The following is a 19082-nucleotide window of genomic DNA, read 5'->3' on the forward strand; positions in this document are numbered from 1 at the left end:
GGGTGGGATTATTATTAGCAAGGAAAGGGACGACCGATCGTGTTAATTTAAGTTTACCGGACAAAAATCAGCAAGTTAGGGCTAATATGTCTCATCTCACCATCGACACAGAAAATAATCAGCGTCAACCCTTTGAGTTACCCGGGGCTAAACCCCATTATAACCCCGATCGACCCGGACAAGTTAATCATATTTTTCTCGATTTAATTATTGATATTCCTCAACAAAGTTTTCAGGGCAGCTGTCAGATTACCCTCACCCCCATTCGTCAGGGAATTAGCAGTTTAACTCTGGACGCGGTGGATTTAAATATTAATTCTGTGTTCATTGAAGGTATCAGTCAACCCTTTGACTATGATCGTTCTCTTCTGACCATTCATCTGCTGCAACCCACCACCGATAAACCGATTATCCTGACGATTAACTATCAGGTTAACCAACCACAACGGGGATTATATTTTATCGGCCCCGACGAATATTATCCCGATAAACCGATGCAAGTTTGGACCCAGGGAGAAGATGAAGATTCTCGCTTTTGGTTTCCCTGTTTTGATTACCCTGGCCAATTAGCCACTTCCGAAATTCGGGTTAAAATTCCCCAACCCTATATCGCTATTTCTAACGGGGAATTAATCTCGGTGGAACCCGTTGGTGAGGACAGAATTTATCACTGGTCACAAAAGCAAATTCATCCCACCTATTTAATGACTCTTGCGGTGGGAGATTTTGCTGAATTATGCGACTCATGGAATGGTGTTCCTGTCACTTATTATGTGGAAAAAGGACGGGAAGAAGAGGGCCAAAGAAGTATGGGTAAAACTCCCCGCATGATCGAGTTTTTTAGCCAAAAGTTTGGTTATCCCTATCCCTATCCTAAATACGCACAAGTTTGTGTAGATGATTTTATTTTTGGTGGGATGGAAAATACTTCTACCACAATTTTAACCGATCGCTGTTTAATTGATCAAAGAGCCAGCATCGATCATACTTGGACAGAAAGCTTAGTTGCCCATGAATTAGCTCATCAATGGTTCGGTGATTTAGTGGTGATTAAACACTGGTCTCACGCTTGGATTAAAGAGGGAATGGCCTCCTATTCTGAGGTTTTATGGACAGAATCGGAATACGGAAAAGCTGCTGGTAGTTATTATTTATTAGGGGAAGCAAGAAGTTATTTAGAAGAAGATACTTCCCGCTATCGTCGTCCGATTGTTACTCATGTTTATCGAGAAGCGATCGAACTTTATGATCGTCATCTCTACGAAAAAGGCGCTTGTGTTTATCACATGATCCGCTCTATTTTAGGGGAAGATTTATTCGGAAAAGCGATTCAGACTTTTGTGCGAGATAATGCCCATAAAACCGTGGAAACTGTGGACTTATTACGGGCGATCGAAAAAGCGACCGGGTACAATTTATTATTCCTCTTTGATCAGTACGTTTATCGCGGTGGTCATCCCGATTATAAGGTGGCCTACAGTTGGGACAATCAGAATAATTTAGCCCAATTAACTGTCACCCAAACCCAGGACGAAAAAGAACTATTCGACTTGAAAATTCCCGTCGCTTTTGCCTATCTCAACTCTGAGGATATTACCTACAATCTGCGGATTCACCAAAAAGAACAAACTTTCTATTTTCCCCTAGCACAAAAGCCCGATTTTGTCAAGTTCGATCGGGGTAATAATTTCCTCAAAACCGTCACTCTTGAGTATCCCATCGGTGAATTAAAAGCGCAATTACAACAGGATACCGATCCAATTTCCCGTATCTATGCAGCCATAGCCATTGCTAAAAAAGGCGGTTTAGAAGCGATCGAAGCTTTAGGGACATCCCTAGAAAATGAGCCTTTTTGGGGGGTGCGTGTGGAGGTGGCCAAACAGTTAGCAACTCTTGGTTTAGATCAGGCAGTTACTGCTTTAATTAAAGGTTTAAACGATGAAAAAGCACAAGTACGTCGGGCAGTTGTCGAGGGATTAAGTGAAATTAAAACCTTAGATAGTTATAATGCGCTTAAATCCCTATTAGAAACTGGAGATGCTAGTTATTATGTGGAAGCGGCCGCGGCGCGAGGATTAGGCTCCATGGCCGTGGGACAATTGCAAAATAAAGAAGGGGAAATTATTGACCTGCTCAATCATGTTTTACAGTCAAGAAAGGGGTGGAATGAGGTAGTAAGAGCGGGCGCAATTGGCGGTTTAAGCCAGTTAAAAACCTCCCCGGCGGCTTTGGAGTCAATTTTGACCTACACAGCTTTAGGCACGCCTCAACCCCTGAGATTAGGGGCTATTCGGGCCCTGGGAGCGATTTCTTCGGGACAAAGCACGGATAAATTAACCGTAATTTTGGAACGTTTAGAAACCATTGCCAAGGAAACTTTTTTCTTGACGCAAGTGGCAGTGTGTAACGCTTTAGGACAGATAGAAAATGCCAAAGCTATCGTTATTTTACAAGCTTTGAGCGATCGAACTCCCGATGGTCGTGTCCGTCGTGTAGCCGAGGAAGCAGTACAAAAAGTCCAGAAAAAATTGGGTTCCGAGAAAGCAATTCAGGAAATTCGCGAGGAATTAGAAAAAATGAAACAGGAAAATCAGGAACTTAAAAGTCGTTTGACCAAATTAGAGGCGAAAAATGGTTAGTTAACCTGAGTTATCAGTTATCAGTCAATATAAACACCGAATTTTGAACAATTATGCAACAATTTATTCAACAGTTAAAAATCGATTTATCCTTGACAGTGATCTAGCAGTTTCATCATTTACTTTCCTAAATATCCTTAGCTAATCATCGCCAATAAACCTTGATAAAAAATCTGAAAACTAGGAGAACAATTATGAGCAGGAGTCATAAATTGAGAAATTTCTCGGGCTGCTTTCACTTTTTCTAAACCTCCTCGATGATACCCAGCTTTTTGAAGTATCTTTTCTAAGTTTTCCCAAGTTCCCCCCGTAATTTCATCGGGTTTTCTGTATTTTGCTTGCTGTCCCACATTAGTAGAAACTTTGGGATAGGCTGAGACTATAGCCTGAATATCACCAAAAAACCAAGCTTCTAGTTCTTCTATAGCAATTCTATTTAACACCTGAAATGTTTTTTTATCTTCACTAATCGTTTTGGTGATCAGTCCTGTTTGTTGGGCAATATTTTCTAACTTTTCTTTGAGCATTTGACAATCTTCATTGTCTCTATCTACAAGAATAATGATTCGATAATCATCGGGTATCCAGCATTGATAGCCTTTTAATCGCTCCGGTAGTTTTTTGATTAAATCGGATTTACCTCGAAAGGCATGAATTTTATAGGTGACATTCTCAAATAATATTTTAGGTAAAATTTGATTTAAACATTCTTGGGTAGAAAATTCTTCAACTAAAAATTCAAGATGCACTTTTTCCCTCCTTTGCTATTAAACTTAAATGCTAGGATTACCCACATCAAAATAGTCCTCCATCCATAATTGACCCAACAAAGCACCATTTTGAATAAATTCCTTAACTCCTTGCATTGCTGAAGTACGTTTAGCTTGAGTAAAACCATTTTCATCTCGATAAAGTACCCAAACCTCCTCTGGTTTCAAACCATCTACAAAAAAGGGAGAATGAGTTGTTACCATTAATTGTGTACTTGCGGTCGCTGCCCGACATTCTTCTGCTAATTCAGGTAATAAACGGGGATGAAGATGATTTTCTGGTTCTTCTATTCCCAGTAATTGCGGAGGGCTTGGATCATATAATATAGTTAAATAAGCCAACATTTTTAAAGTGCCATCGGAGGCAAATTTGGCAAGAATTGGCTCTTGAAAAGGTGCGTCTTTAATTTGAAGTAAAAGCTGTCCATTCGGCATAATAGATGCTTCTACTTTTTCTAATCTGGGAATTCGACGAGAAAGGGTTTGTAAAATAGATTCTAATCGTTGAGGATGATCTTCTTTTAAATATTGAATAACATTAGGTAAATTGTCACCAGTTGGCGATAATCTTTCTTGCGCTCCTGCTTCTGGTTGAGTGCGAGTATTATCTGCGGTTAAGTAGGAAAGATACCAACTTGTGATAAAACGACGCAAAGCACTAACCCGGGGATGTTTGGCCAATTGTCCGAGGGTACTAACAGCTAAAAATTCCGGGGAGTCTAATCGTTCAGAAATTCGTTTATCTTTTGGTTTGGGATTTTCTCCACTAACCACTATTCCTCCCCCTTCTTTAAAGTCTAAAAAGCGATAAGGTTTGCCCTTCGCTCCTTGTCTCCACTGTAACCATTCTTCGGCAACATAAGGGCGATTGTTAGCTTCATTAATAGCCAAATGATAGGTAATTAAAGGTGATGCCAATTTTTCTCGATATTTTAATTCGATAATGATGTAACCTTCTTGTCCTCTGGTTCTTAATTCTTTAAATCTTCCCCGTCTGTCCCAAGCTTTTTTTAAACCAACAGTAAAACATTCAGAGAGGAAAGCAAAGACATCAAATATGGTAGATTTTCCGCTCCCATTAGGACCGAGAAAAACGGTTAAAGGAGTAATGCTTTTTAATTCTAAGTCCTGTAAAGCTCGGTAATTTTGCACGCGCAGATTTTCGATTCGAGGTATAGAGTTTTTAGACATTGATTGTTGCTCTCTGCTGCTTTTAGCTCGTCTTGTCCCAGATTAGCTGTTAATTTCGCCAGTTCCCCGAAAAAACTGGTCAATTTTTAGTAATCTCTACTTATAATACCAAATCCAATCGGTGATCAGATACACCCATTTCTCTTTCCTGAGTTTCCCCATCATCTGCTTTGTCAAGACCAGAATCGGCCTTGACTTGGCTTTAAGGTTTATTTTATAGATGCCTTTGATGTTAACAGTAGGGAACTATGGCATAATCCAGTTATACTTCATCTTTATGAAAAACTCTTTAATAAACCTAGAGTTTTTAAATTGAGTAATCGATAACTTTCTCACTTTTATTGTCAAAATCAGTGAGTAAAGTCGCTTTTCTCGGTTTTAAATGTACCGTTTGTTCTGGTTGTAACTGTAATTGCTTGTATTCCTCACGATTGAGATAAGCCACCACCATTTCCCCATCGGCTAACATTAATTCTACTTGTATTTCCCAGCCTAAATGAATAACTCTTTTTACCACTGCCCAACTATTCAAACCATCTTGTTCGGGCATAATTTCCAGGTCGTGGGGACGGATAAAAACGGTGGAATTATGACCCTGATGATGTCCATTTCCTAATCCTGCTAAACTGGGTAAGATATTCACTTCCCCAATAAATTGCATCACAAAAGCTGTGGCTGGATGATCGTAAATTTCGGCGGGAGAACCCACCTGTTCAATTTTACCATGATTCATCACGACAATCGTATCGGCTACTTCCATTGCTTCCTCTTGATCGTGGGTAACAAAAACACTGGTAACGTGAACTTCTTTATGTAAATTTCTCAGCCATACCCTTAATTCTTTTCTGACTTTTGCATCTAAAGCTCCAAAGGGTTCATCTAATAATAATACATTCGGTTGAATAGCTAAAGCGCGGGCTAAAGCTACTCGCTGCCGTTGTCCTCCCGATAATTGGGCGGGATAGCGATCGCCTAATCCTTGTAATTGAATTAATTCTAATAATTCCTCAACTTTTTTCTTAATTACTGGGGATTTTTGCTGGCGAATTTCTAGACCAAAAGCAATATTTTGACGGACAGTTAAATGTTTAAATAGGGCATAATGTTGAAAAACAAAGCCGATATTTCTCCGTCTAGGATCCACATGGGTGGTATCTTGTCCGTTAATGATAATCGCGCCACTGTCGGGAGTTTCTAATCCGGCAATTGAACGTAATAAGGTGGATTTTCCCGATCCCGATGGTCCGAGGAGGGCGACTAATTTACCTTCAGGAATGGTTAAACTGATATTATCTAAAGCCTGAAAATTGCCGAAACGTTTAGAAACTTGCTGGATGGTAATACTCATATTTTTAGGTTTTTTGTAGAACGTAGGTTGGGTTGAAGCATGAAACCCAACGCCCGCTCATATTTTTAGGTTTTTTGTAGTTAGGTAGTGTGAATTTTGTGGGCGGTTTTACGTTCGAGAATTTCTTTAATAATTAAAGTAACTCCCGCTAGTAAGGCGAGAATAGCCGCCGCACTAAAAGCGGCAGGAGTTAGATAATTTTTATAGGCCTGTTCTACGAAAATTGGCAGGGTAGCAGTTCTCCCTAAAATACTGCCAGAAACCACAGAAACCGCCCCAAATTCTCCCATCGCCCGGGCATTAGTTAACAGCACTCCGTACATCAATCCCCAACGAATATTGGGTAAAGTTATGCGCCAGAAAATCTGCCAATCACTTGCCCCTAAAGTGCGCCCCGCTTCCTCTTGTTCTAAGCCAATTTCTTCTAAGACTGGGATAACTTCTCTAGCGACAAAAGGCATAGTAACAAATATAGTTGCTAATACCATTCCGGGTAAAGCAAAAAGTATTTTTATATCGAAAAATTCTAGGAAAGAACCTAACCAACCATTGCGCCCATAGAGCAGTACAATCATTAAACCCGCTACCACGGGAGAAACGGCAAAAGGTAAGTCAATTAAACTAATTAATAAAGTTTTGCCACGAAATTGATTGCGAGCAATTACCCAAGCTGCACAAAGTCCAAAAATTGTGTTTAAAGGTACAGTAATTAGGGCAATAATTACTGTTAATTTCACAGCTTCGATAAAGTCAGAAGTTCCCGCCGCTTCTAAAAAAGCTTGGAATCCATTGCGAAAAGCATAGTAAAATACTGCCGCTGCTGGAATAAATAATAACAGTGCCAGATAAACAAGGGCGATGATAATTAGTAGGGGTTTGTAATCCCACTCTTTCGGTTTAGTTGATTTTTTTAGACTCAGCATTTTTGATCTGTCTCCAGTCATACTCTAATATTTTTTACTCTTTACTTAACTTTGTATTTTTGCCCCCATTGCTGCAGGAAATTAATTACTACTAACATGAACAAAGAAACCAGTAATAAAACCATGCCGATTACTGTCGCACCTGTGTAATCATATTCCTCTAGTCTTTGGAAGATTAAAACTGGGGCAATTAAATCCTTAAAGGGAATATTAGATGAGATAATAACTACGGAACCATATTCACCGATCGCTCTGGCAAAACCGAGGGCAACTCCTGTTAAAATAGCGGGTAGTATCGTGGGAAAAATCACTCGCCAAAAGATTTGCCAAGAGGAAGCACCGAGGGATAAAGCCGCTTCTTCTACTTCTTTTTCCATTTCCTGTAAAACCGGCTGTAGGGTGCGGACAATAAAGGGTAAAGCGATAAATAACATCGCCACAAAAACCCCTAAAATGGTAAAGGATATCTTAATGCCAAAGGGGGCAAAAAATTGACCGAGCCAACCGTTATCACTGTAAACTGTGGCTAGGACTAAACCGGCAACAGAAGTGGGTAAAGCAAAGGGCAAATCTACACAAGCATCGACAATTTTTTTACCCGGGAATCGATACCGCACTAATACCCAAGCGATAATAGTGCCAAAAACTCCGTCAATTAATCCGGCGATTAAGGAAGTAAAAAAAGTGACTTGGTAAGCGGATAAAGAAATCGGTAAAGTGGCAACACGCCAAAATTCAGCAAAACCAAGGGTTAGGGATTTAGCAAATAGTGCCGCTGCCGGTAAAACCAACAAAACCACTAGATAACTAATGGTAATTACCCAAGGAATAGAAACTTTTTTCAGGGGTTGACTGGGAGATAAAGATAATTGTGGGTTAGCCATTGTTTATTATTGCTAGAGATTACCAATTGTCCGCTTCTTCAAGAACTTGTGCTGAATCATACCAAACTTCTACATCTAAATCTGCCAGATAGGAAAGGGCATTTTCTATCCCTTGGGAGTTGCCTTGTAGTTGTAGATCGAACCAGCCATCTTGATTATTATTTGCCGCTAACAAAGCGGAAAATATATTCACTTTTAGACCAGGAAAAGACCCTAAACGTGCTATAATTGGCTCGTTAATATATTGTTTAGGAATCCGAATTTTTATTCTTCGGGACGTGGGGCGATCGAGTCCTGATTGATCGAGATGTAAGTCACTTTGGGGATGATTAATAGTTTGCCATTGAGGTTGATTATCCATGGTTTTTCTCCTTAGGATTTACCAGCTTTAGTCAGAATTTTATCGAACAAGGCTCCATCATCAAAGAATTGCTTTTGTACTTTATCCCAACCGCCTAAATCCTGCACGGTAAAGAGATTTTTTATCTGAGGAAATTTACTCTCAAACTCTTTAAATACCGTCGGTTCAACGGGACGAAACCCCACCTGAGCAAATTCTCTTTGGGCTGCGGGAGTAAATAAAAACTGCACAAAAGCCTCGGCCACTTTTCTCGTACCTTTTTTATCCACATTGGCATCAACAACCGCCACGGGATTATCAATAGAAATATTGTAATCGGTGGGAACAGTGTAGGACAACTTCTCGCCTTTTTGGTTAGCGAGAATCATCTCATTTTCGTAATTAATCAGCACATTTCCCTGGCCTTGTTTAAAAAATACATCACTAGATTCGCGAGCATCTCTAGGTAAAACTGGCGCATTTTTAAACACTTTTTCGACAAAAGTTTGCGCCGCTTGTTCACTGCCTCCCGCTTGCGTCACCGAACCCCAAAGAGCGAGAAAATTCCAGCGCGCTCCGCCAGAAGTCTTGGGATTAGCGGTAATAACTTTAATATTATCCTTGGCTAAATCTGACCATTTATTAATTTTAATATTGGCATCACGAGGAACAAAAGCCACTACAGATTTATGAACAATAGAGTCATTGGTTGCTTCTTTTTCCCAACCGGGTTGAATTAATCCCGCTTGCTCAATTTTCTTGGTATCCAAAGCTAAAGCCAACGCTACCACATCCGCTTCTAAACCATCGATAACGGCACGAGTTTGGGAACCGGAACCACCATAACTCTGTTCAAAAGTTACCTTTTGCCCCGTTTTTTGTTGCCATTCCTCGACAAATTTGGGAATGATTTTTTCGTAGGCACTTTGGGTGACAGCATAGGAAACAAGCGTCACAGTCACGGGTTTTTGGCTGTCATTGCCGCTATTGGTGGGGGATGGGGTGCAGGATACCAGCATCCCCCCCGTCAGGACAGTTGCCATTAGTAGGGATAAACAAGACTGGGATGACTGCATCGGCGGCGCTCCTAAGATTTACTCTAAGGTTGTATCTGTTTTTAGGCGTAGTTTAATCCTACAGCACAGGAAACAAAATTTCAATACATTTATAAAACAAATTGGGAATAAGGTGATAACAAGGGAAACTGTGAGAAGATGGAATCAGTGCTACATCTAGGTTTGAGACTATGGGCAAGAGCGTCAAGGCCAAAAAAACAACCCTCCTACAACAACTGATTAACCAGAGTTTTCTCTTTCGCGGACTAGAGGAAGCTTGGTTAAGTCAGTATCTCGATGCCGACAATCTCAAGCTAGAGACGCTATTTTCCAATCGTCCCGTCTATACGGCTTTTCTCCCCGATGAATTTCTAGATGTTTTGTATGTGATTTTGGATGAGGGTGTAATCGTCGTCCGCAGCACTCCCCTCGACCGGATTATTGCCATTAGCTACCCCGGTGGCTGTTTTGGCATGAGGAGTTTACCCTTTAGTTATGGTTTAGCCAGTCGCGCCTTTCCCTGTTTGGTGGAATCCTATAAAACTACCCACGTCCTGAAAATTCCCTTATCGGCGCTAGAAAAGATTTACAACGATAACCAAAGTTTTCGTCAACGGTACTGTTTGTTATTTGAATTACAGCAAAAATTCGAGTATCATTTGCTTAATTGCAGTAGCTATCCACCCCAAGCTGTAGCCACTTTACTCAGAGCTTTAATCTATCAAGAAAGAGAATTAGGCAGTCAACCAGATGCCGAAAATATCTATACTTTTGATTTATCCGTCGATGTGATTGCTCGCGCTTGTCAACTCAATCAACGCACCGTCGAACAGGTATTAAAAGGATTGCAAACCGTGGGATTAATTGCCTCAGAATCGACGGGGGATTTAATTCGGGTACTAGATGCCGAGGGTTTAAAAGAAGTGTACAGTGCCACCCGGGATAAAGTTAATTGGTGGCCCCTAAGATAAGTGGAATTTGCTGAATAAATCTAAAAACTTTGTTGGATAAAAATTTTAGACTTTTTTCCCATCAAAAAGTACCAGCCATTGGAGTGATCGGGGGGGAAATTTAGGCACTTTTTCCCCGAAAATTAGGTAATTGACCTCCTCAAAATCGGTAAAACCCTACACCCTACACCCCACACCCCACACCCTGCCCCCACGCAAAACTTTTTGCCGCAAACCCTATTTACCCTTGCAATTGACAGCGCTTTAAGGCATCTTCGGCAGCCGCTTTGGTGGCATCCTGTTTTCGTTTACCCTTACCTGTACCGTAGAGAAGATTATTAACCCGCACTTCGGCAGTAAATTCCCTAGCGTGGGGGGGTCCTGTCACATCAATGATCGCATATTCTGGATTAGAGGCAAAATTGGCCAGGGCCCACTGTTGAAAGAGATTTTTAGCATCGATAAAAGATGACGATTCCGATTGTTGAGAGACTAAATGAGAGGCTACAGGGATAAAAAGCCCGTGCAGATAGTTTTTAACCGCATTTAACCCCGAATCTAGATAATAAGCCCCAATTATCGCTTCAAAAGTGTCCGCTAATAGGGTAGGATTCGATCGCCCCCGATCTTTAATTGCCCCCTTACCCAAACGCATTAACTCCCCCAGGCCGATTTCAAGGCCCAATTGCGCTAATTGTTCTTCTTTGACCAAATTTGACCGCAAACGGGTTAATTCTGCCTCATTCATGGCGGGATATTTTTGATACAACAGTTCGCCCACCAAAAAAGCCAAAATCGCATCGCCCAAAAATTCTAGGCGCTCGTTATTTTCCGTCAATTCCGACTGTTCATTGACATAGGAACGATGGGTTAAAGCTTGGGTGAGAAGGAGAGCATTTTGAAAAGGAGGCAAACAAGACATTACAGAAATGATCAAGTCAAGAGCATTTCTTATCTTAATCCGACCCCACCCCGAATAGATGAGACGAACGATCCTTTTTTTACTGTTTTTTCCGGCTAGTTTAGGCATAATCTCCCAAATCTTCTCACCGGAAAACCTATCCGCTGCTATTCTTGCCCTAGGGACCCTGGTGATGTGCATGGAACAGGCACGCATGGCGGCGGTGGACTTGGGAGAAATTGCCCAATTTCAGCAAAAAACCAGCGATCCTCGCCTCGATCGCTTTTTTATCGTCACAATTAGTACAATTGTTTTGGAATTATCGGGCTTTTATGTGGCTGCCCTCTGGATAGGATGGGGAGCTTTAATAGTTTTAGTCAGTCAAATTTGGTTTCATTGTTTAGCCAAAATTCAACTGCAGCCAAGCACGGGAAAAATTATTGACCATGGCATAGGGCCACGTTTACCCATCTTACTCGCTGACGGAATCGGCATAATCTTCGTGGCTTTCTGGTTAGCCAAAATCGCTCCCCTAATTATGGCCATGACTTTAACGACAATGTTATTAATCTACGGCTCTATTAAGTATAGACCTCTTGTCAAAATCAAAAATCTTCCCTTGGTTGAGGAGTAGGTAGCTAGTATTCGGTCGTCAGGAGAATCAAAAATGAGCTTTAATCAATTAAATTCTCTATTTAGAGATTTTATGCCTATTTTTCTCATTTTTGAACTCTCAAAAATTAATTATCGTTGAGCTTGCCGCTAGAGGATTTGAGCGCATTTTTTTCTTAGACATCAGCCCTCCTTTGCTACAATGATAATCATTATCATCGTAGCTGGCAATGGTCAATCAAATTAAGTCCCCCCGAGCAGAAAGCCCCGTTATCGAAGAAGATTCGCAAAAAATCGTAAAAATACGCCATACTTGCGCCCATATCTTAGCGATGGCTGTACAAACTCTCTTTCCTGAAACCAAAGTCGCTATTGGTCCCTGGACAGAAACGGGATTCTACTACGATTTCGATCGCCCAACACCCTTTACCCCCGAAGATTTGGAGAAAATAGCGGCAGAAATGGGGCGAATTATCGGGAAAAACCTGCCAATTATCCGAGAAGTGCTGGAAAGAAGCGAAATTACCGCAGAAATCGAGCGCCTTAATCAACCCTACAAACGGTCAATTTTAGAGAGAATTCCCCCAGATGAAACCATTACCCGTTATTTTATCGGTAGTCCGGACGCAGGACGGAGCGATCGAGAACCCTCGTTAATTGATGGTGCTGTTTCTCCCCCGGAAGAATTTTGGTGGGATCTGTGCGCGGGACCGCATCTCAACTCGACGGGGGAAATTAACCCCGATGCTTTCGCCTTGGAGAGTGTAGCGGGTGCTTATTGGCAAGGAGATGAAAAACAGCCGCAATTACAGCGAATTTACGGCACAGCTTGGCAAACCCCCGCAGAATTACAAAATTATCTCCAACAAAAAGAAGAAGCGCAGCGACGAGATCATCGCAAATTGGGACAACAATTAAAATTATTTAGCATCCAAGAAGATGCAGGTGGAGGCTTAGTTTTTTGGCATCCCCGGGGTGCAACAATGCGTTATTTAATCGAAGATTATTGGCGCCAAGCTCATTTAGAAGCGGGTTATCAATTTCTTTATACTCCCCATCTAGCTAATTTAGATTTGTGGAAAACTTCCGGACATTGGGACTTTTATCGCGACAATATGTTTGAGGCGATCGAGTTAGAACAGCAAAGCTATCAAATTAAGCCGATGAATTGTCCTTTTCATGTTTTAACCTATCAAAATGACCTGCATTCCTATCGAGAATTTCCCCTCAGATGGGCAGAATTAGGCACAGTTTATCGTTACGAGCGATCGGGGGTTTTACACGGATTAATGCGGGTGCGAGGATTTACTCAAGATGATGCTCATATTTTCTGTTTACCAGAACAAATTGCCGCAGAGATTCTAGGAGTTTTGAACTTAACCGAGAAAATTCTCTCCGATTTTGGCTTTACTAATTATCAGATAAATTTATCGACTCGCCCCAGTAAATCCGTGGGTAGTGATAGTGTTTGGGAATTGGCAACGGCGGCTCTAATTGAGGCCTTAAATGCTAAAAAGTGGGATTATATTGAGGATCAGGGAGGTGGGGCTTTTTATGGTCCGAAAATTGATATAAAAATTCAAGATGCGATCGGTAGAATGTGGCAATGTTCCACGATTCAGGTCGATTTTAACTTGCCAGAACGCTTTGATATGCAATATGTCGCTAGGGATGGTACTCGGGAAAGACCGATTATGATTCATCGAGCTATTTTTGGCTCTTTGGAAAGATTTTTTGGCATTTTAATCGAGAATTATGCGGGAGATTTTCCTCTCTGGTTAGCACCTATTCAAGTCCGTTTATTACCCGTTAGTGATGAACAGCAGCATTATGCTTTAGGGGTGGCAATGCAGTTAAAACAAGCTGGTTATCGAGTGGAAATCGATAAAACTGGTGAGCGTTTAGGTAAACAAATTCGTACAGGAGAACTAGAAAAAATCCCTGTCTTAGCTGTGATTGGAAAACGAGAAGTTAGCAGTAAAACTCTAAGTGTTCGCACTCGACAAGGGGGAGATTTAGGTTCGATGACGCTGGTAGATTTATTAGGAAAAATGCAAACAGCGATCCTATCTAAAACTAATCTCTGAAACTTTTGTATAAACCAGCAATAGTGGAGATCGATCCCTTTAGGGCGAATTTAACAGGGTTGAGAAAAGCCTATTTTCTGTCAATTAATTAACTTACAAGTGGGTTAGCTGCCATGAGTTCTTTGATAATTCCTCTCTCCGATTCTCTCCCTTGCTTGCCTAAATCGGGAATGCCTGTGACGATCATTACTGGTTTTTTAGGGAGTGGAAAAACCACCTTACTAAATCATATTCTTGACAATAAAGAAGGGTTAAAAGTTGCCGTATTAGTCAATGAGTTTGGGGATATTAATATTGATTCTCAATTGCTTGTTTCCATCGATGAAGATATGGTAGAATTGAGTAATGGCTGTATTTGTTGTACAATTAATGATAGTTTAATTGAGACAGTCTATCAGGTCTTAGAAAAAGAAATACCCGTGGACTATCTAATCATTGAAACCACAGGATTAGCCGATCCTTTGCCAATTATCCTCACTTTCCTGGCCACGGAATTAAAATATCTGACTCGCTTAGATTCTATTATTACCCTCGTGGATTCTGAAACCTTTACGGCGGATCATTTTGATAGTAACATTGCCCTTAGTCAAATTCGTTATGGTGACGTGGTAATTCTCAATAAAATAGATCGAGTCAGTGGCAAAAAATTAGATGATTTAGAAAAGTTTATTCGTCGAGAAAAAGAGGGTATAAGACTCCTAAAAAGTAGTTATGGTCAGGTTCCTTTGGGTTTATTGTTAGATTTAGGTTTAACTAAAGAAGAATTGTATAAAAACCAATTTAGAGACTTTCAAAAAAATCGCCAAAGCTCCAGTGATAATCAATCTCCTGAAGACTTTAATTTTGTCTCTTTTGTTAGCAATAAACCATTTAATCTAGATAAATTTGAACCTTTTCTCACGGAAAAAATGCCGATGAATGTTTTTCGAGCAAAAGGGATTCTCTGGTTTCAACAAAGCGATTTAAAACATATTTTTCAATTGAGCGGTCTCCGTTACGATCTGCAAGCGGTAGAATGGGATACATCTCCTCAGAATCAGTTAGTTTTTATCGGCAGAAATTTAAATAAAGAGGAAATCTTGACACAACTAAACGAATGCTTGGCTAGTTCTCAAAAAATTAAAAAGGACAAACTAAGTAGGTAGGTGTTAAAAGTTTTCAGACACCCCCCCCTTATTAAGGGGGGATTAAGGGGGGGACTAAGGGGGGATCGGCACCCCCCTTATCAAGGGTAGGGCTGTTTCATTCTCCCATCAGAATATCAAAAGTAAAAGCGATCAATATCAGGTAAAATGATAAGTGACCGCCAACCTTTTAAATATATGTTGAGCTTAATAGAAAAACTGAAACAAGTCAAGGACTTTCGGAAAGATAAAGGAAAAAGACACCCTTTATGGATAGTATTAGTAGTAATAATACTGGGAACAATGCTAGGATACTCAGGTTATAGAGAACTAGGAGAGTTTGCTAAAAATAATCGGCACAGGCTCAGTAAAGAATTTAACATAATTCCAGAAAGAGTCCCATCCTATTCAACAATTAGAAGGGTAATGATGGGAGTTGACTGGCAGAGTTTGTTAAAAATGTTTAATGAATGGGCATTAGAAGAATATGGACAAAGAGATGATATAAATTGGCTAGGTATGGATGGAAAAAGTCTCAAAAACACCCTAAAGAATCCTAATAATGAACAACAAAATTTTATCATGTTTGTCTCATTGTTTAGTCAAGAAAGTGGATTAGTATTACACTTAAAAAGAATCGAAAACAAAAAAGGGTCTGAAATCGACGAAGGGCAAGCTATAATTGAGGATTGCTCTCTCCAAAATAAAGTTTTTACTGGCGATGCTTTACACTGTCAGAAAAAAACAATCAGCTTAATAGCCAAGAGTAAAAATGACTATGTTATCACCGTTAAAGGAAATCAGAAAAATCTTTATAAGCGAATACAAGACCTGAGTAATTCCTCAAAGCCAGAAAGTTGCTTTCTTGAACAAGATAATAGTCATGGACGAAAAATATCAAGAAAAATAGAAGTTTTTAAAGTGAGAAAAAATGAAAGACAAGGGTTTGAAAATCTGCGAAGAGTTATTAAAGTAGAAAGAAAGGGTAGTCGCGGGGATAAAACCTATGAAGAAACAGCTTACTATATCAGTAGCCTAACCGAATCCGCTCAAGTATTTGCTAAAATTATTCGAGGACATTGGAAAATAGAAAATCAGTTACATTGGGTAAAAGATGTAATTTTTGAGGAAGATAAAAGCGAGATAAGTGATTTTCAAGCGGCCAGCAATTGGTCAATTCTCACAACTATAGGATTGAATCTTTTCAGAGGTTTGGGTTTTCTCTCAATAACAGAGGGACAGAGGTGGTTAGCTGAACGTTGGGAAAAACTGATAGTTTTATCGACGTAAGAAGCAGAAAAATTAGCTAAATTAACAGGATGTACTCTCAGACAATTTCAAGAAAGATAGGCTTTTAGTGGCTTGGAAACAGGCTTTATCAATTTATTCATAATCAATATTGGCAGAGGATTAAAGATTAGTTATTGTCACTAACTCTTTTGATTAGAAAAAGATAAACTTGAGAATTTTCATTCAAATTTATTGACTCAAAATCAGCTGTAATTAATTTAAATGAAACAGCCCTACCCTTATCAAGGGGGGCAGGGGGATCGAACCTAAAATCCATTTTTAATTTAATTATAACCAGCTACTTATGAATAATTTATGGATAAAAACTTTAAAATTTAACGAACCCTCGATCCCATGGTTTTACATCTCTTTGTTCTCCAAGTTCATTATCGCAAACCCTTGCACTTTACGGAAGCGGCGATCGATTAAGGGAACAATTAAAAACGAGGGGAATTACCTTAGTTGATTTACCCGATGGACAAAGCCAATGGTATCCTAGAGAAAAGAGCCATAACCATGATTAATATCCCAAGAAACCGCCAATTTTTCCCAAAATAACCTGGCTAAGTCTAGAGGATTGGTTAAGGAAGATTACTTGCCCCAATCTGACTTATGCTAGAATGATTATCATTATCACAGTAGAGAAGGAGCAAATGATTATCGTGGTAACGGGGGGTATAGCAGCGGGAAAAACCCACTGGATTCGCGAACAAATCGCCAAACAGACGCAGCCAAGTCTATATTTTAGTCCCCAGACGGAAACTTTTCCCATTGATCGCCTCACTTTAGAGAGTGACTTTCCCCAGTTGTCCTGTGTTTCTAGGGAAGAAGAAGACCTTTTGAGCAGTTTATCCATGGAAAACACGATCTATATGGAAGTACCATGGCATTTAGACACGCAATCCCTCGAAAGCTTTCTAAAACCCCTCAATTGTCATCGGGTAGCGATTACGTCTCCAGAAGCAGAAATCCCCGAAGGACAAGTGCCCGTCGATGAAATTGTCTTCAGTCCCGTCAAAACAACCATAAAAGGCGATCAATGGTTAAAAAAACGAGAAATACAGATTTATAGAGCCGTTTTAACGGGAGAAGTCCTCGATTTTTCCAGTTTAACTACCTTTTGGACAGAATTAACCCAAGGGGCCTATGGGGAAGTGCTGCGGGTTAAAAGTATCTTCGATATCATCGATGGTCAGTGTATTTATGGGGAATTTATGGATGAATGGCCAGAAAAAGACTTTCAAAGCTTAAATTTCCCCTTAAATCTCGATGGGAGACCGAATCGCTTTAGTGGGATTGAAATCGTCGGTCGCAATCTCGATAAACCGACAATTGCCGATACCCTGAGTGATTGTTGTCTGTCCGATGAGGCACTTTTGTATTATCAACAACAATTTCAAGAATCTTTAGAGCCAGAAATGGATTTAATCTGATGAAAATAGCCGTTTTATCCTGTATTCATGGCAATATGCCCGCTTTTAATGCTGTTTTGCGAGATTTAGGCCAACAGGGTTGTCAAGAAATCTACTGTTTAGGGGATTTGGTTGGGTATGGACCCCATCCTAACCAAGTGGTGGAAAAAATCCGTCAACTGGGTATTACCACGGTACAAGGGTGTTGGGATGAGGATATCGTTGAGGGATTAAATGCCTGTGAGTGCAGTTATCCGTCGCTTTTAGCAGAAAAACGGGGTAGATTAGCTCATGAGTGGACAAATCAAATAATTACCTCGGAAAACCGTAATTATTTGTCAAAACTGCCCGAAATTTTTAAGCTAGATCACCTCTGTTTTGTCCATGGTAGTCCCCAAAGTAACCATGAGTACCTTTTAGCCGAAATGGACGCTTTTACGGCTTTAGAACGGGTTTTATCGGTAGATACAGAGGTTTTATTCTGTGGACATACCCACATCCCCTACATTCGCACTCTCGACGCGGGAAGCTTGCAAATAAAAGTGTATCAACCCGATGGGGAACAGTCGCGGCAATTTACCACACCGGTTAAACGTATCATCAACGTGGGATCGGTGGGAGAACCGCGTCACGGTCGTCCAAATGCCACCTATGTGATTTACGATCGAGAAACGGCAGCGGTACAACTGCGAGAAGTGGCCTATAACTATCAGGAAACCTGTCAGGCTATTTTAGCATCGGGTTTACCTCCTATTTTCGCTTGGCGATTGGCTAAGGGTCTAGAATATGCGGAAAAAGCCGATGATCCGACTCATGTTTGCGAACGTTAATTTGTGATAAATCAAGAAATTATGTGGGCGATTTTAAGCGGTATTCAAGGCAATTTACCAGCCTATCAAGCGGTCTTGGAAGATATTCAGCAACGGTCAGTTACTGTAGAAAATTTATATATTTTAGGAGATTTTATCGGTGTTAATCCCGATAGTGAAATGCTGGTAGAACAAATACGTTATCCCACTAAAAATAACTTATATCCGCAGGTTTGTCGGGGATGGTGGGAAGAACAATGTCTAATTTTACACAGTTTAGGAGCAACAGGAGAACCGACGGAATTAATCGATAAACATGGAATTGACAGCACTAAACAACTCTGGGACGCAGTTTCTTTAGAAACAGTGCAATGGTTACGAAATCTCGATTTTGGTTTTGTCGAGTTGGATTGTTTATTAATTCATGGCAGTAGTGTCAGTGTTAGTGAAGAATTAACCCCCGATACTCCCCCATGGCAAATTTTAGATCGACTGCAACGGGTGGGAGTTAATAATCTATTTTGTGGTCGTGCGGGAAAAGTTTTTGATTATTCTTTACAGTCCGCTAATTTAACTAGCACTGTTACTACTTTAGATAAACGGCAACCAAGTCAAACTTTGACGATTCAAGATAAGCGTTTAATTGGGGTTGGTAGCGTTGGTAAAGAATTAAATAAAGCAGTTTACACTCTCTATAATCCTAGTAATAATTGCGTGGAGTTTAGAACCGTACCTTATTAATTTTTC

At 40.3% G+C, this 19082-nt stretch carries 17 protein-coding genes; 9 read left to right on the forward strand and 8 right to left on the reverse strand.

From position 1 onward, the window contains the following. Positions 1-2: 2 nt before the first annotated feature. Positions 3-2639 carry a M1 family metallopeptidase gene (locus tag MAE_RS13630; protein WP_080506984.1) on the forward strand — a complete coding sequence of 879 codons (2637 nt, stop codon included), beginning with the start codon at positions 3-5 and terminating at the stop codon, positions 2637-2639. A 137-nt stretch (positions 2640-2776) separates the two neighbouring features. Here the strand turns inward: MAE_RS13630 and MAE_RS13635 are convergent, their stop codons facing one another. From MAE_RS13635 to MAE_RS13665, 7 genes are all read right to left on the reverse strand, one after another. Next, complete coding sequence (locus tag MAE_RS13635) at positions 2777-3388, reverse strand: DUF4276 family protein (RefSeq protein ID WP_002799501.1); 612 nt, start codon at positions 3386-3388, stop codon at positions 2777-2779. A gap of 24 nt (positions 3389-3412) precedes the next feature. Next, entirely contained in the window at positions 3413-4600 is a 1188-nt protein-coding gene (locus tag MAE_RS13640) for an AAA family ATPase (protein ID WP_002799500.1), read from the reverse strand. 307 nt (positions 4601-4907) lie between these two features. Next, the gene (locus MAE_RS13645) at positions 4908-5948 is read right to left on the reverse strand and encodes a sulfate/molybdate ABC transporter ATP-binding protein (RefSeq protein ID WP_012266113.1); all 1041 of its coding nucleotides are present in this window, start codon (positions 5946-5948) and stop codon (positions 4908-4910) included. A gap of 80 nt (positions 5949-6028) precedes the next feature. After that, complete coding sequence (gene cysW, locus MAE_RS13650; protein WP_002797969.1) at positions 6029-6871, reverse strand: sulfate ABC transporter permease subunit CysW; 843 nt, start codon at positions 6869-6871, stop codon at positions 6029-6031. A gap of 41 nt (positions 6872-6912) precedes the next feature. Beyond that, entirely contained in the window at positions 6913-7755 is an 843-nt protein-coding gene (gene cysT / locus MAE_RS13655; protein ID WP_012266114.1) for a sulfate ABC transporter permease subunit CysT, read from the reverse strand. Between the two features lie 19 nt (positions 7756-7774). Next, on the reverse strand, positions 7775-8116 hold the full coding sequence (locus MAE_RS13660; RefSeq protein WP_002768372.1) for an NIL domain-containing protein: 342 nt from the start codon (positions 8114-8116) through the stop codon (positions 7775-7777). An 11-nt stretch (positions 8117-8127) separates the two neighbouring features. Then, on the reverse strand, positions 8128-9171 hold the full coding sequence (locus MAE_RS13665) for a sulfate ABC transporter substrate-binding protein (RefSeq protein ID WP_002797971.1): 1044 nt from the start codon (positions 9169-9171) through the stop codon (positions 8128-8130). 170 nt (positions 9172-9341) lie between these two features. Here MAE_RS13665 and MAE_RS13670 point away from each other — a divergent pair, with 170 nt between their 5' ends. Next, positions 9342-10121, forward strand: coding sequence for a Crp/Fnr family transcriptional regulator (locus MAE_RS13670; RefSeq protein WP_002797972.1), 780 nt, complete (start codon positions 9342-9344; stop codon positions 10119-10121). 220 nt (positions 10122-10341) lie between these two features. Here MAE_RS13670 and rnc read toward each other — a convergent pair whose 3' ends face one another. Beyond that, positions 10342-11022 carry a ribonuclease III gene (gene rnc / locus MAE_RS13675; RefSeq protein WP_002797973.1) on the reverse strand — a complete coding sequence of 227 codons (681 nt, stop codon included), beginning with the start codon at positions 11020-11022 and terminating at the stop codon, positions 10342-10344. Positions 11023-11080: 58 nt separating this feature from the next. Here rnc and MAE_RS13680 point away from each other — a divergent pair, with 58 nt between their 5' ends. From MAE_RS13680 to MAE_RS13710, 7 genes are all read left to right on the forward strand, one after another. Beyond that, positions 11081-11635, forward strand: coding sequence for a hypothetical protein (locus MAE_RS13680; RefSeq protein ID WP_041804116.1), 555 nt, complete (start codon positions 11081-11083; stop codon positions 11633-11635). Positions 11636-11843: 208 nt separating this feature from the next. After that, positions 11844-13700, forward strand: coding sequence for a threonine--tRNA ligase (gene thrS / locus MAE_RS13685; RefSeq protein ID WP_012266116.1), 1857 nt, complete (start codon positions 11844-11846; stop codon positions 13698-13700). Between the two features lie 113 nt (positions 13701-13813). Further along, positions 13814-14845, forward strand: coding sequence for a CobW family GTP-binding protein (locus tag MAE_RS13690; protein ID WP_012266117.1), 1032 nt, complete (start codon positions 13814-13816; stop codon positions 14843-14845). Positions 14846-15022: 177 nt separating this feature from the next. Beyond that, on the forward strand, positions 15023-16114 hold the full coding sequence (locus MAE_RS13695; RefSeq protein WP_012264242.1) for an ISAs1-like element ISMae8 family transposase: 1092 nt from the start codon (positions 15023-15025) through the stop codon (positions 16112-16114). Positions 16115-16767: 653 nt separating this feature from the next. Next, on the forward strand, positions 16768-17547 hold the full coding sequence (locus MAE_RS13700) for a hypothetical protein (RefSeq protein WP_041804758.1): 780 nt from the start codon (positions 16768-16770) through the stop codon (positions 17545-17547). Continuing rightward, positions 17547-18356, forward strand: a complete 810-nt coding sequence (locus MAE_RS13705) for a metallophosphoesterase family protein (protein WP_012266120.1) — start codon at positions 17547-17549, stop codon at positions 18354-18356. Before MAE_RS13700 ends, MAE_RS13705 begins: the two co-directional genes overlap by 1 nt. Before the next feature lie 21 nt (positions 18357-18377). Beyond that, positions 18378-19076 (forward strand): metallophosphoesterase family protein, encoded by a 699-nt coding sequence (locus MAE_RS13710; protein WP_002760212.1) that lies wholly within the window; start codon positions 18378-18380, stop codon positions 19074-19076. Positions 19077-19082: the final 6 nt, after the last annotated feature.

The organism is Microcystis aeruginosa NIES-843, from assembly GCF_000010625.1.
GTDB classification, from domain to species: domain Bacteria; phylum Cyanobacteriota; class Cyanobacteriia; order Cyanobacteriales; family Microcystaceae; genus Microcystis; species Microcystis aeruginosa.